Origin of the sequence: Streptomyces sp. WMMC1477 (genome assembly GCF_027460245.1) — a bacterium.
GTDB lineage: Bacteria > Actinomycetota > Actinomycetes > Streptomycetales > Streptomycetaceae > Streptomyces.
Map to the genome: position 1 here is coordinate 3,760,591 of NZ_JAPZBD010000003.1, position 13,586 is coordinate 3,774,176.

Annotated in this window: 13 protein-coding genes; 7 read left to right on the forward strand and 6 right to left on the reverse strand. The window is 75.2% G+C overall.

Annotation, left to right across the window (positions count from 1 at the left end; translation table 11 throughout):
• Nucleotides 1-22: 22 nt before the first annotated feature.
• The 6 genes from hypE to hypA are packed head-to-tail and all read right to left on the reverse strand — an operon-like array spanning nucleotide 23 to nucleotide 6,376.
• On the reverse strand, nucleotides 23-1,114 hold the full coding sequence (hypE, locus tag O7609_RS16895) for a hydrogenase expression/formation protein HypE (RefSeq protein ID WP_269736145.1): 1,092 nt from the start codon (nucleotides 1,112-1,114) through the stop codon (nucleotides 23-25).
• On the reverse strand, nucleotides 1,107-2,258 hold the full coding sequence (gene hypD, locus O7609_RS16900) for a hydrogenase formation protein HypD (protein ID WP_269736144.1): 1,152 nt from the start codon (nucleotides 2,256-2,258) through the stop codon (nucleotides 1,107-1,109). Before hypD ends, hypE begins: the two co-directional genes overlap by 8 nt.
• The gene (locus tag O7609_RS16905) at nucleotides 2,255-2,560 is read right to left on the reverse strand and encodes a HypC/HybG/HupF family hydrogenase formation chaperone (protein WP_219090145.1); all 306 of its coding nucleotides are present in this window, start codon (nucleotides 2,558-2,560) and stop codon (nucleotides 2,255-2,257) included. Before O7609_RS16905 ends, hypD begins: the two co-directional genes overlap by 4 nt.
• 10 nt (nucleotides 2,561-2,570) lie before the next feature.
• Complete coding sequence (gene hypF, locus O7609_RS16910) at nucleotides 2,571-5,084, reverse strand: carbamoyltransferase HypF (protein WP_269743831.1); 2,514 nt, start codon at nucleotides 5,082-5,084, stop codon at nucleotides 2,571-2,573.
• 18 nt (nucleotides 5,085-5,102) lie between these two features.
• Nucleotides 5,103-5,975, reverse strand: coding sequence for a hydrogenase nickel incorporation protein HypB (gene hypB / locus O7609_RS16915; RefSeq protein ID WP_269743832.1), 873 nt, complete (start codon nucleotides 5,973-5,975; stop codon nucleotides 5,103-5,105).
• The gene (hypA, locus tag O7609_RS16920) at nucleotides 5,975-6,376 is read right to left on the reverse strand and encodes a hydrogenase maturation nickel metallochaperone HypA (RefSeq protein ID WP_269736141.1); all 402 of its coding nucleotides are present in this window, start codon (nucleotides 6,374-6,376) and stop codon (nucleotides 5,975-5,977) included. The genes hypB and hypA overlap by 1 nt, the downstream gene beginning before the upstream one ends.
• A 206-nt stretch (nucleotides 6,377-6,582) precedes the next feature.
• Between hypA and O7609_RS16925 the strand changes: the two genes are divergently transcribed.
• The 7 genes from O7609_RS16925 to O7609_RS16955 all read left to right on the forward strand — a co-directional run bounded on the left by O7609_RS16925 (nucleotide 6,583) and on the right by O7609_RS16955 (nucleotide 13,567).
• A complete protein-coding gene (locus tag O7609_RS16925) occupies nucleotides 6,583-8,337 on the forward strand; it encodes a hydrogenase maturation protein (protein WP_269736140.1) in 1,755 nt (584 codons plus the stop codon).
• Nucleotides 8,338-8,479: 142 nt separating this feature from the next.
• Entirely contained in the window at nucleotides 8,480-9,544 is a 1,065-nt protein-coding gene (locus tag O7609_RS16930) for a hydrogenase expression protein HypE (RefSeq protein WP_269736139.1), read from the forward strand.
• Nucleotides 9,545-9,581: 37 nt separating this feature from the next.
• On the forward strand, nucleotides 9,582-11,375 hold the full coding sequence (locus O7609_RS16935) for a nickel-dependent hydrogenase large subunit (protein ID WP_269736138.1): 1,794 nt from the start codon (nucleotides 9,582-9,584) through the stop codon (nucleotides 11,373-11,375).
• Nucleotides 11,376-11,383: 8 nt separating this feature from the next.
• Nucleotides 11,384-11,962, forward strand: coding sequence for a NifU family protein (locus tag O7609_RS16940; protein WP_269736137.1), 579 nt, complete (start codon nucleotides 11,384-11,386; stop codon nucleotides 11,960-11,962).
• Nucleotides 11,959-12,660 (forward strand): DUF5947 family protein, encoded by a 702-nt coding sequence (locus tag O7609_RS16945; RefSeq protein ID WP_269736136.1) that lies wholly within the window; start codon nucleotides 11,959-11,961, stop codon nucleotides 12,658-12,660. Before O7609_RS16940 ends, O7609_RS16945 begins: the two co-directional genes overlap by 4 nt.
• Nucleotides 12,645-12,851, forward strand: coding sequence for a hypothetical protein (locus tag O7609_RS16950; RefSeq protein ID WP_269736135.1), 207 nt, complete (start codon nucleotides 12,645-12,647; stop codon nucleotides 12,849-12,851). The genes O7609_RS16945 and O7609_RS16950 overlap by 16 nt, the downstream gene beginning before the upstream one ends.
• Nucleotides 12,848-13,567 carry a DUF6084 family protein gene (locus tag O7609_RS16955; protein ID WP_269743833.1) on the forward strand — a complete coding sequence of 240 codons (720 nt, stop codon included), beginning with the start codon at nucleotides 12,848-12,850 and terminating at the stop codon, nucleotides 13,565-13,567. Before O7609_RS16950 ends, O7609_RS16955 begins: the two co-directional genes overlap by 4 nt.
• Nucleotides 13,568-13,586: the final 19 nt, after the last annotated feature.

The following is a 13,586-nucleotide window of genomic DNA, read 5'->3' on the forward strand; positions in this document are numbered from 1 at the left end:
TGCCCGGCCCCGGCGGACGGTCTCAGCAGATGCGGGGCAGCTGCTCGCCGAGGGGCAGATCGACCACGCGGGTGCCGCCGAACGCCGTCCGGGCGACGACCATGCCCGGGTGCTCGGCCACGCATTCCCCGATCAGCGCCGCACCGGCCCCCTGCGGGTGGGCGCGCATCGCGGCCAGCACCGCGTCGGCCTCCGCCCGGGGGACGACGGCGACGAGCCGGCCCTCGTTGGCCACGTAGAGCGGGTCGAGCCCGAGGAAGCCGCAGGCGTTGGCCACGGCCTCGGGGACGGGGACGGCCTGCTCGCTCAGGACGATCCCGGTGCCGGAGGCGGTGGCGATCTCGTTGAGCGTGGCCGCGACCCCGCCGCGGGTCGGGTCGCGCAGGACGTGCACGTCCCGGCAGGCCTCCAGCATCGCCGCTACCAGGCCGCCCAGCGGCGCCGTGTCGCTGACCAGCTCCGGGCCGCCGAACTCCAGCCCCTCGCGCACGCTCAGGATCGTCACCCCGTGCAGCCCGATCGGCCCGCTGACGAGGACCGCGTCGCCGGGCCGTGCGCGCTGCGGCCGGATGTCGACGCCCTCGGGGACGAGCCCGATCCCGGCGGTGTTGAGGTACACGCCGTCGCCGTGCCCGGCCTCGACCACCTTCGTGTCCCCGGTGGCCACGGTGACCCCGGCGGCCTCGGCAGCGGCCCCCAGCGCCTGGGCGATCCGCCCCACGACGGACAGCTCGGTGCCCTCCTCCAGGATGAACCCGCAGGACAGGTACGCCGCCCGCGCCCCGCTCATGGCCAGGTCGTTGACGGTGCCGTTGACGGCGAGGTCGCCGATGGAGCCGCCGGGGAAGAACAGCGGGCGGACGACGTAGGAGTCGGTGGAGAAGGCCAGCCTGGCCCCGCCCAGGGAGAGGGTAGCGGCGTCCGGGAGCCCTTCCAGCGTCTCGTTGCCGTAGGCCGGGACGAAGAGGTGGCGCATCAGCTCCGCGGACAGCGCCCCGCCGCCGCCGTGCCCCATGACCACCCGCGGGTGGTCGCGCAGGGGCGCCGGGCAGGACCACGCGGCCGGGTCCACCACCCCGGCCGCCGTCTCCGTCGCGGTGGTCGTCTCAGCCAAGGGGAGTCGCCTCCTTCGCGGGAGCGGGAGCGGGAGCGGGATCCGGTGAGGGGGCGGGGGACAGGCGGCGGTAGAGGTAGTACGCGGCGCACGCGCCCTCACTGGAGACCATCGTGGCGCCCAGCGGGGTGCGGGGCGTGCACCGCGTGCCGAAGGCCTCGCACTCGTGCGGCTTGATCAGCCCCTGCAGCACCTCGCCGCTGCGGCAGGCGGCCGGCTCGGTCGTGCGCAGGCCGGTCACGTCGAAGCGGTGCTCGGCGTCGAAGTCGCGGTAGGCCCCGGTGAGCCGCCAGCCGCTGTCCGGGATGGTCCCGATGCCCCGCCAGGTGCGGTCGGTGACCTCGAAGACCTCCTCGATGCGGGCCAGCGCGGCCGCGTTCCCCGCGTCGCGCACGGCCCTCGGGTAGGCGTTCTCCACCCGGTGCTCGCCGCGCTCCAGCTGGCGCACGGCGCGCCGCACGCCCTCCAGGATGTCCAGCGGCTCGAAGCCGGTGACGACGAGGGGCACCCGGTGCCGCTCGGCCAGCGCGGGGTACTCCTCGGTGCCCATGACGCTGCACACGTGCCCGGCGGCGAGGAACGCCTGCACCCGGCAGCGCGGGGCCCGCATGATGGCCTCGATGGCCGGGGGCACCCGCACGTGGGAGACGAGCATGCTGAAGTTGCGCACGCCCAGCCGCCGGGCCTCGTGCACGGTCATGGCGTTGGCCGGGGCCGTCGTCTCGAAGCCGATGCCGAAGAAGACGACCTCCCGGTCCGGGTTGCGGCGGGCGACGTCGAGCGCGTCCAGCGGGGAGTAGACGACGCGGACGTCGCCGCCCTCGCTCCGGACCCGGAACAGGTCGCGGTCGGTTCCGGGCACCCGCAGCATGTCGCCGAACGAGCAGAAGACGACCCCCGGGCGGGACGCGATCTCCAGCGCCCGGTCGATGGTCTCCAGCGGCGTCACGCACACCGGGCAGCCCGGCCCGTGGATCAGCTCCAGGGAGTCGGGGAGGAGCTGGTCGAGACCGTGGCGGACGATCGAGTGGGTCTGGCCGCCGCAGACCTCCATCAGCGCCCAGGGCCGGGTCACCGTGGCCGCGATGTCGTCCAGCAGCCTGCGCGCCAGCGCCGGATCGTGGAACTCCTCGATGTACTTCACCGCGTCGCCTCCTGATCGGGTCGTTCCGTGCCCGCCTCGGCCGCCGCCCGTCCCCAGGCGTCGCCGAACTCCTCCTCCAGCAGCCCCAGCTCCTCGAAGAGCCGCAGCGAGGCCCGCGCCGACTCCTCGTCCAGCCGCTGGAGCGCGAAGCCCACGTGGACGATCACGTACTCGCCCACCCGGGCGTCCGGCACGTAGGCCAGACACACGTCCTTCGTCACACCGCCGAAGTCGACCCGCGCCATGCGCGTCCCGTCCCGGTCACCGGTCTCCACGACCCGTCCTGGCACCGCCAGACACATCGCGCCCTCCTCATCCTGTCGTCGCCGCCGGGTGTCCCGGCCGTTCCCGGGCGGCGGCCACGAGCTGGCCCAGCGCCAGCCCGCCGTCCCCGGGCGGTACGCCGTGGTGCCGCAGCACCGTGAAGCCGCTCTCCGTCAGGCCCCGGTGGCAGGCCTCGTCCAGCAGCGCGTTGGCGAAGACCCCGCCCGTGAGGGCCACCGTCCGCACGCCCGTCTCGTGCCGCGCCCGGCGGCAGACGGTGACCACCGCGTCCGCCAGCGCCCGGTGGAAGCGGGCCGCCATGACCTCGGCGGGGGTGCCGCGCCGCAGGTCCGCGACGAGGTCCGCCAGCACCGGGGCCGGGTCGAACACCGTGGCGCCGGCGGGCTCGTGGGCCGCCGGGCCGCGCAGGGCGAAGGCGTACGCGGGCGCCGTGCCGTGCGGCCCCGGCCCCGCGCCGCCGTCCCAGGCCCGGGCTGCGGCGGCCTCCAGCTCGATGGCGGCCTGCGCCTCGTAGCCCGAGCGGTGGCAGACGCCGGTCAGGGAGGACACCGCGTCGAACAGCCGGCCCATGCTCGACGTCGGGGCGAGCGCGACGCCGCGCTCCAGCTGGCGGGCCAGCAGCCGCAGCTCGTCCCCCGAGCAGGCCGTGACGCAGGGCAGGTCCGGGTCCCAGCGGACGCCCGCCGCGCGCAGGCGGGCCAGCGCGGTGCGGCAGGGGTTGGCCACGGCGGCGTCCCCGCCCGGCAGCGGGGCGTAGGCCAGGTGGGCCAGCCGGCGGTAGCCGCCGTAGTCGGCGAGCATCACCTCGCCGCCCCAGACGGCGCCGTCCGCGCCGTAGCCCGTGCCGTCGAAGGCGACGCCGAGCACGGGCGCGGTGCCGTCGAGGCCGTGCTCGGCCATGGCGGAGGCGATGTGCGCGTGGTGGTGCTGGACGAACCGCAGGGCGCGCGTCCCGGCACGGCCGCGCGCCCAGCGCGAGGAGTGATAGCGCGGGTGCGGGTCGGCGGCGAGCAGCTCGGGCTCGACGCCGGTCAGGTCCCGCAGCCGCCGTTCGACCCGCTCGAAGGCGGCCGTCGCCCCGAGGTCGCCCAGCTCGCCCAGGTGCGGGGAGAACCAGGCCTCGGCCTCCCGGCCGAGACACAGGGTGTTCTTCAGGTCCCCGCCGACGGCCAGGGCCGGGCGCACCGGCACGGGCAGGGCCAGCGGCGTGGGGGCGTGGCCGCGCGAACGGCGCAGGACGAGCTCGGAGCCGTCGGACCGGACCCGCACGACGGAGTCGTCGCAGGGCACGTCGATGCGGCGGTCGTGGGAGAGCCAGGCGTCGGCGATCCCGGCCAGCCGCTCCAGCGCCTCGGTGTCGTCGGTGACGATGGGCTCACCGGAGCGGTTGCCGCTGGTCATGACGAGGACGCGGGGCCCCGGCGGGTCGTCGGGCAGCCCGAACAGCAGGTGGTGCAGCGGGGTGTAGGGCAGCAGCGCGCCGATGTCGGGGCTGCCGCCGCACACCCCGTCGGCGAGCCCCGGGGCCGCGCCGGACCCGCGGCGCAGCAGCACCACGGGGCGCTGAGGCCCGGTCAGCACCGCCCGCTCGGCGGGGCGCAGCGGCGCCAGCGCGGCGGCCGTCTCGACGTCGGCGCACATGACGGCGAAGGGCTTGCCGCCGCGCGCCTTGCGCTCCCGCAGCCGGGCGACGGCGGCCTCGTCGGCCGCGTCGCAGGCCAGGTGGTAGCCGCCCAGCCCCTTGACGGCGACGATCGCCCCCGCGGCCAGCAGCCGCCGCGCGAGGACGAGGGCCCGTCCGCCCTCGGCCGGCCGGGCGGCGGTCCCGGCGGCCGGCACGAACCGCAGCCGCGGGCCGCACACCCGGCAGGCGACGGGCTGGGTGTGGAAGCGGCGGTCCAGGGGGTCGTCGTACTCGGCCTGGCAGGCCGGGCACAGCGGGAAGGAGGCCATCGTCGTCGTCGCCCGGTCGTAGGGCAGCGCGGTGGCGATGGTGTAGCGGGGGCCGCAGTGCGTGCAGGCGATGAACGGGTGCCGGTGGCGGCGGTCGTCCGGGTCGGCGAGCTCGCGCAGGCAGTCCTCGCAGGTGGCGGTGTCCGGCGGGATGCGGGTGCGGCCCTCGCCCGGCTCGGACGGGCGGATGGCGAACCCGCACCCGCCGAGCGCGGCCAGCGGCTCGTGGGTGACGTCGGTGACCTGCGCGAGCGGCGGAGCCTGCCTCCGCAGCAGCCGGCAGAACTCCTCGACGGCCTCCGGCGTGCCCTCCACCTCGGCGGTGACGCCGCCGGAGGTGTTGCCGACGTGGCCGGACAGGGCGAGCTCCGTGGCCAGCCGGTACACGAACGGACGGAAGCCCACGCCCTGCACCACACCGCGGACGGTGACGCGCCGCCGCAGCGGCGGTTCCTGCCCGGGACGGTCCCCGGGAGCCGGCAGCGGCTCCGGGGCCGCGGCAGGCGCCGAGTCCGGGACCGGCTCCGGAGCCGGTCCCGGGGGGTCGGCCGGTGCCCGGCCGGGTGCTGTGGTGATGCCCTCGGTCATACGGCGGCCTCCCGGCGCTCAGGAGCCCTCGGAGACGGTCTGGAACGCGGCCTCGGCGGGCACGGGCCCGTCGGAGTGCGCGTGCCCCGGCTCGTCCGCGGCGGCGTGTGCGTGGGCGTGCTGGGGCCCCGGTTCGTGGCTGTGCTCAGGAACGGGCTCGTGGGCGTGCTCGGGCCCGTGCTCGTGGCCGTGTCCGCGGGCGTGCCGCCGGGCCAGGACGGGCTGGTGGGGCCGCACTCCGGCGCAGGTGGCCAGCGCCCGGTCGAGCAGCTCCTCGACGCCCTGCCCGGTGCGGGCCGAGGTGCGCAGGACCTCCACGCCGGGGTTGATCTGCTGGACGTGGGCCGCGAAGGCGTCCTCGTCGAACTCGACGGCCTGTGCGAGGTCGGTCTTGGTGAGGACGACGAGCTGGGCGAGCCCGAACGCCGTCGGATACTTGACGGGCTTGTCCTCGCCCTCGGTGACGGACATGAGGACGACCCGCAGGGACTCCCCGAGGTCGTAGCCGGCGGGGCAGACCAGGTTGCCGACGTTCTCGACGAACAGCACCCGGGTGTCGCGGGGCAGCCAGCCGGTGAGGTGCCCGCGCACCTGCTCGGCCTCCAGATGGCACAGGCCGCCGGTGAGCACCTGCCTGACGGGCGCCCCGGAGCGGGCCAGCCGCCGGGCGTCGTTCTCGGTGGCCAGGTCGGCGGTCAGCGCGGCGGCGTGGACGTGCCGCTCACCGGCCCTGGTCAGCACCCGCTCCAACAGGGCCGTCTTGCCGCTGCCCGGGCTGGACATGAGGTTCACCGCGGTGACGTCGCGGGCGGCCAGCTCGGCGCGCAGCTCCGCCGCCAGGTCGTCGTTCTTCGCCAGCACCGCGTGGCGCAGGTCTACTGTCCGGCACATCAGGGGAGGCCTCCTCGGGGTGGTGGTGGGGTGCCGCCCGTGGCCGCGGCGGCCGGTTCCGGCAGGGTGACGGCGGCGATCTCCAGCTCCCGTCCGGTCAGCAGCTCGGCCGCCGGGCCGCCGCAGTCCGGGCACTCCAGCCGCGGCGGGGAGCCCACGGCGAACGCGTCCGGGCAGCGCGCGCAGCGGGCCCGGGCCGGGACGTCCTCGATCAGCAGCCGCGCGCCCGCCAGGGCCGTGCCCTCGGCGGCCAGTTCGAAGGAGAAGCGGAGGGCGTCGGGCACCACGCCGGCCAACTCGCCCACGCGCAGACGCACCGACTCGACCGCCGTCGCCCCGTGCCGCCGGGCCGCCTCGTCGGCGCTCTCGACGACGGCCGTCGCGATCGAGAGTTCGTGCATGGAACGTCACGCTAGGGACCGCTCGCCGACCGCTCCGGGGACGCGAGCGGCGGGGGGCTCCGTTTTCGCCCGGCTAGCCCACGCGAGCGCCCCCCGCGCGGCCGTACCGGGCGCGTCCGCCGGGCGGCCGTCGCGCGCTGGGCCACCATCGGGCGGGAACCGCGCGGCCCGCCGGTTCCGCGGAACCGCCCAACCCGGGAGCTTCGATGCGCATCCTGCTTCTCGCCAGCGCCTTCAACAGCCTGACGCAACGGGTCTTCACCGAGCTCGTGGACCGCGGCCACGCCGTCGCGGTGGAGCTGGCCTCGGTGACGGAGCCCGGCGGCGGGCCCGCCGAGGCGGTGCGGCGGCACGGGCCCGACCTGGTCGTCGCGCCGATGCTGACGAGCGTCCTGCCGCCCGAGGCGTGGTCGGCCGTGCCGTGCCTGATCGTGCATCCCGGTCCTCCGGGCGACCGCGGCCCCTCGTCGCTGGACCGGGCGCTGACGGACGGCGTGCGGGAGTGGGGGGTCACGGTGCTCCAGGCGGAGGCGGAGCTGGACGCCGGGCCGGTGTGGGCGTCCGCGGCCTTCCCGGTGCCGCCGGGCGTGGGCAAGAGCGAGCTGTACCGGGGCGAGCTGGCGGACGCGGCGGTCGGGGCCGTGCTGGAGGCGGTCGGGCGGTTCGCCGCGGGGGAGGGGCCGCGGCGCACGCCCGCCCGGCCCGGCACCGGGTGGCGCCCGGTGCTGCGGCAGGAGGGCCGTCGCATCGACTGGGAGCGCGACCCGACGGAGGCGGTCCTGCGGCGGCTGCGGGCCGCCGACTCGCGGCCGGGCGTGCTGGACGCGTTCTGCGGCGGCGCGTGGTACCTGCACGGCGGCCACCCGGAGGACGGGCTGCGCGGCCGTCCGGGGGAGCTCGTCGCGACGCGGGACGGTGCGGTGTGCCGGGCGACGGTGGACGGCGCCGTGTGGATCCCGGAGCTGCGGGCCCGGCGCCGTCCGCCGTCCTGGCGGCTGCCGGCGACGCTGGCGCTCGGCGAGCGGCTGCCCGCGAACGTGCCCGAGGTGCCCGCGCCCCTGTGGTCCGCCCCCGAGGGCGAGGGGAGCGAGGGGCGCGGCGGCGGACGGACGTGGAGCGACATCCGCTACGCCGAGGACGGCCCGGCCGGTTTCCTGCGCTTCGGCTTCCCCGGTGGGGCCATGAGCACCGGCCAGTGCCGGCGGCTGCTGGCGGCCTACCGGTTCGCCTGCTCCCGGCCGACGGACGTGCTGGTCCTCGGCCCCGAGCGGGACTTCTTCTCCAACGGCATCCATCTGGGCGTGATCGAGGCCGCGGGCGATCCGGCGGCGGAGTCCTGGGCGAACATCCAGGCCATCGACGACCTGGTGGAGGCGGTCGTGACGACGACCGACCGGCTGGTGGTCGCCGCGCTGCCCGGGAACGCGGCCGCGGGCGGGGTGATGGCGGCCCTGGCGGCGGACGAGGTGTGGTGCCGGGACGGGGCGGTGCTCAACCCGCACTACCGGCTGATGGGGCTGAGCGGCTCGGAGCTGTGGACGTACCTGCTGCCGCGCCGGGTGGGAGCCGAGGCGGCGCGCCGGTTCACCGAGTCCGCCCTGCCGGTGAGCGCGCGGACGGCGCTGGCGGCCGGGCTGGTGGACCGGGTGCTGCCGACCGGGCCGGGGGAGTTCGCGGGGGAGGTGGCCCGGCTGGCCGGCCGTCTCACCCGGTCGGCGCAGCTCTCGGCGCGGGTGGCGGAGAAGAAGGCGCTGCGGGAGCGGGACGAGGCGCTCCGGCCGCTCGGGCGCTATCGGGCCGATGAGCTGACCGCCATGCGGCGGACGTTCCTCGACCCCCGTGCGCCCTACCACGCGCTGCGCTCGGACTTCGTGCGCAAGGCCCGCCCCGCGCGGACGCCGGAACACCTCGCGCGCTGGACCTCCGCCGGACACGCAGCGTCACGCGTGTCCGGTTTGTGAGGAATTGCACATCATGTCAGCCTGCTTGCGTGGCCGCCCCGGCCGAGCCGGGCCGTGCCGCGCCCGGCTCTCCCGCAGACCGGGCAACGGCCCGCGCCGGGCCGCCACCAGGCCATCAGGCCCAGGTCGAGAGGAAGGCGCCATGACGACCACCGAACCGGCCGCCGAGGTCGCCACCGGAGTGGAGGAGGTCCACATCCTGTGGACGTCCGAGGGGCTGAGCTGCGACGGCGACACCGTCTCCGTCACCGCCGCCTCCCTTCCCAGCCTGGAGGACGTCGTCCTCGGCGCCATCCCCGGCCTGCCCAAGGTGCACCTGCACAACAAGGTGCTCGCCTACGAGACGGGCGACGACTTCATGCGGGTCTTCCACGAGGCGGCCCGCGGCGAACTGGAGCACCCGTTCGTCCTCGTCGTCGAGGGCTCCATCCCCAACGAGAACATCAACGGCGAGGGCTACTGGACGTCGATGGGCAACGACCCGGCGACCGGGGAGCCGCGCCCGCTCAACACCTGGCTCGACCTGCTCGCGCCCAAGGCCTTCGCCGTCGTCGCCGTCGGCACCTGCGCCACCTACGGCGGCATCCACGCCATGGCCGGCAACCCGACCGGGTGCATGGGCCTGGCCGACTACCTCGGCTGGGACTTCCGTTCGGCCGCAGGGCTGCCCGTGGTCAACGTGCCCGGCTGCCCCGTCCAGCCGGACAACTTCATGGAGACGCTGACCTGGCTGCTCTACCAGGCCGCGGGCAGCGCCCCCACGATCCCGCTGGACGAACAGCTTCGCCCCACCTGGCTGTTCGGCAAGACCGTCCACGAGGGCTGCGACCGGGCCGCCTACTACGAGCAGGGCGACTTCGCCAGGGACTACAACTCGCCCAAGTGCCAGGTGAAGGTCGGGTGCTGGGGCCCGGTCGTCAACTGCAACGTCACCAAGCGCGGCTGGATGGACGGCGTCGGCGGCTGCCCCAACGTCGGCGGCATCTGCATCGGCTGCACCATGCCCGGCTTCCCGGACAAGTTCATGCCGTTCATGGACGAGCCCCCCGGCGGCAGCGTCTCGTCCGGCCTGCTCAGCAGCACCTACGGCCCGCTCGTCCGCTCGCTGCGCTCCATCACCAACCGCACCGTGAACCACGAACCCAAGTGGCGCCACAACCGGGCCGAGCTGACCTCCGGCTACGCCCCGCGGTGGACGGGCCGCTGAACACCCCGCCGACACCGCGCGAAAGGACCCGCATCCCGTGACGACGACGCAGGCCAGCCCGACGACCGAACAGCGCACCCTGACCGAGGTGGCGTTCGACCCCATCACCCGGATCGTGGGGAACCTGGGCATCTACACGAAGATCGACTTCTCCGCCCGGGAGGTCGTCGAGTGCCGCAGCACGTCCTCCGTCTTCCGCGGCTACAGCGTCTTCATGAAGGGCAAGGACCCCCGGGACTCGCACTTCATCACCAGCCGCATCTGCGGGATCTGCGGGGACAACCACGCCACGTGCTCCGTCTACGCCCAGAACATGGCCTACGGCGTGAAGCCGCCGCCGCTCGCCGACTGGATCATCAACCTCGGCGAGGCCGCCGAGTACATGTTCGACCACACGATCTTCCAGGACAACCTGGTCTTCGTCGACTACAGCGAACGCATGGTCAAGGAGACCAACCCCGGCGTCCTGGAGCGGGCCGAGCGCACCCCCTCGCCGCGCGGCGACGTCCACGGGTTCCGGACCGTCGCCGACATCATGCGCTCCTTCAACCCGTTCGAGGGCAGCACCTACAAGGAGGCCCTCGTCTTCAGCCGCCTCACCCGCGAGATGTGCTGCCTGATGGAGGGCCGGCACGTCCACCCCTCCACGCTCTACCCCGGCGGCGTCGGCACGGTGGCCACCCCCCAGCTCTTCACCGACTACCTCGTCCGGCTCACCCGCTGCCTGGACTTCGTCAAGCGCGCCGTCGCCATGAACGACGACGTCTTCGACTTCTTCTACGAGGCCCTGCCCGGATACGAGGAGGTCGGCCGCCGCCGCACCCTGCTCGGCTGCTGGGGCGCCTTCCAGGACCCCGGCGTCGTCGACTACCGCTACCAGTCGATGAACACCTGGGGGAACGCCATGTTCGTCACCCCCGGCGTCGTCGTCGACAACGAGCTCGTCACCACCGACCTCGTCGACATCAACCTCGGCATGCGCATCATGCTCGGCAGCTCCTACTACGAGGACTGGACGAACGAGGAGACGTACGTCGAGCGCGACCCGCTGGGCAACCCCGTCGACAAGCGCCACCCGTGGAACCAGACGACGCTGCCCGCGCCGCAGAAGCGGGAGCTGACCGAGGGCGGCAAGTACAGCTGGGTCATGAGCCCCCGCTGGCTCGACCGGCGCACCGGCGACCTGCTCTCCCTCGACACTGGCGGCGGCCCCATCGCCCGGCTGTGGGCCACCGCGCTGGCCGGCCGCGTGGACACCCCCTACGTGCGGGCCCGCGGCGGCGGCGTCGAGATCGACCTGCCGAAGACGCCCGGCATGCCCGAGAGCAACCTCCGCTGGACCCCGCCGCCCTTCCCCAACACCATCGAGCGCAACCGGGCCCGGATGTACTTCGTGGCCTACGCAGCCGGCATGGCCCTGCACTTCGTCGACCAGGCCCTCGCGGAGGTACGGGCCGGACGCACCAAGGTCTTCGAGGACTTCACCGTGCCCGACGAGGCCATCGGCGTCGGCTTCCACGAGGCCGTGCGCGGCGTCCTCTCCCACCACCTGGTGATCCGCGACAAGAAGATCGCCAACTACCACCCGTACCCGCCGACCCCGTGGAACGCGAGCCCCCGGGACATGTACGGGACGCCGGGCCCCTACGAGGACGCCGTCCAGGGCTGCCCCATCTTCGAGGAGAACGGCCCCGAGAACTTCAAGGGCATCGACATCATGCGCACCGTGCGCAGCTTCGACCCCTGCCTGCCCTGTGGCGTCCACATGTACCTGGGCGGCGGACGCACCCTCAGCCAGACGCACTCGCCCACCTTCGGCCAGCACCTCTAGGAGCCCTGATGACCTGGGACGACGCGCGGGCGCGGGAGACCGTCGGCCGCGCCGAGGAACTGCTGTCCGGCCTCGACGCCCTCCCCGACAACCGGGCCGCCGCCGGCGCCCGCGAGACGGTGGAGACCCTCGTCGCCCTCTACGGCGAGGCCCTCGCCCGCGTCCTGGCCCACCTCGGCCAGGACGCGGCGAGCGCACGGAAGCTGGCCGACGACGAACTCGTCGGCCACCTCCTCCTCGTCCACGACCTGCACCCCGACCCGCCCGCCGCGCGCGCCCGCCGCGCGCTCGACGCCGTCCGCGAGCACCTCGCCGGGCACGGCGTCGGCCTGGAGACGACGGAGCTCACCGACGAGAGCGCGCGGGTGCGCCTCACCGGAACCCCGCGCGGCTGCTCCGCCCCCGCCGAACCGCCCGAGCAGACCGTCCGGGACGCCCTGGCCGGCGCCGCCCCCGACCTCGTCCGCGTCGAGGTCGAGACGGAACCCGCCCCGGCCGCCGAACCGGCCGTGATCCCGGTGGACTCCCTCTTCCGCCGCCCGGAACCCGCCCGCGGCGCGGCGGCCGACGAGGTGTCCCACGCATGAGCGGCGCGACCGCCCCCGGCACCTCGAAGCTGCGCACGGTGGCCCGCCGAGCGACGGGCCGGGACCCCCGCGCCCCCGGCCAGGGCCCGGCGTCCGAGCGCTGCGACCTGTGCGCCGAACCCCTCGACCCCGAGCACCGGCACCTCCTCGACCTGCTCTCGGACGCGGTCTCCTGCGCCTGCCGCCCCTGCTCGCTCCTCTTCGACCACCAGGAGGCCGGGGGCGCCCACTACCGGCTGCTGCCGCAGCGCCGGCTCCGCCTCAGCGGCCACCCCATCGACGACGCCCTGTGGGCCGCCCTCGGCGTCCCCGTCGAGCTGGCCTTCTTCACCCGCGCCGGGAGTTCCGGCGACGTCACCGCCCGCTACCCGAGCCCCCTCGGCACGCTGCGGGCCCCGACCGACCCGGGCGTCTGGGCGCGCGTCACGGGCGCCCACCCCGACCTCGCCACCCTCGAGGACGACGTCGAGGCGCTGCTCGTCCACCGCGCCGGAGAGCGGCCCGAGCACTGGCTGCTGCCGCTGGACGACTGCTACCGCCTCGCGGCCCTCGTCCGCGCCCACTGGACGGGGCTGGGCGGCGGCGCCGAGGTGTGGCGCCACGTCGGCGCGTTCTTCGACGAACTGCGGGTACTCCCGGAGCACAGCGGCCCCGACACCAGCAGCACAGCACAGGAGGCGACATGGGTATCTCCGTAGGCCGACCGGACGTCAGCGTGGACGCCGCCGCCCACGTGGGCGGCATCCGGCGGGGCAACGCGACGGGCGGCTACAAGCACCAGAGGGGACACCGGGACGACGAGCGCAGCACCGCCCGCCGCTCCACCGGCATCTCCGCCCGGCACCACGAACCCGTCCAGCCCGACATGCCCAACCTGTCCCCGGCATGACGGCTCCGGAGCGGACGACGGCCGCCACGCCCGACATCCCCGACCTGAGCTTCGCCGTCACCGGCGTCGCCCAGGAGCGGTTCGCCGCGGTGCCCACCCTGCGCTTCGGCCTGGACGTCGGCAGCGACGGCGTCCCCGTCCGCTCCGTCAGCCTCACCGTCGCCGTCCGCATCGACGTCGTCCGGCGCCGGTACGACCCGGCCGAGCAGCGCGCGCTCGCCGAACTCTTCGGCGTCGCCGAGCGCTGGGGCACCACGCTCCACCCGCTGACCTGGACCCAGTTCACGGTCCAGGTGCCCGGGTTCACCGACGGCACCCACGTCGACCTCGTCCTCCCCTGCGGCTACGACAGCGAGATCGCCGTCACCAAGTACCTCTCCGCCGTCCGCGACGGGGAGGTGCCGCTGGACTTCCTCTTCAGCGGCACCGTGTTCTACACCGACGCCGACGGCAGGCTGCTGACGGCCCGCGTCTCCTGGTCCAAGGACGCCACCTTCGGGCTCCCGGCCGAGCTGTGGCACGAGCTGATCGACCGCTACTACCCGCAGAGCCCCTGGCTGCGGCTCTCCCGCGAGACCTGGGGGCGGCTCGCCGCCTACCGGGAGCGGCACGTGCTCACCGGCTGGGACGAGACCGTCCGCGGCCTGCTCGACCAGGCCGGCGCCGCCCCGGCCCCCGGCGTCCCGGCCCCCGGCGACGGAGCCGCCACCCGCTGAGCCCTCCGACGCCCGCCGC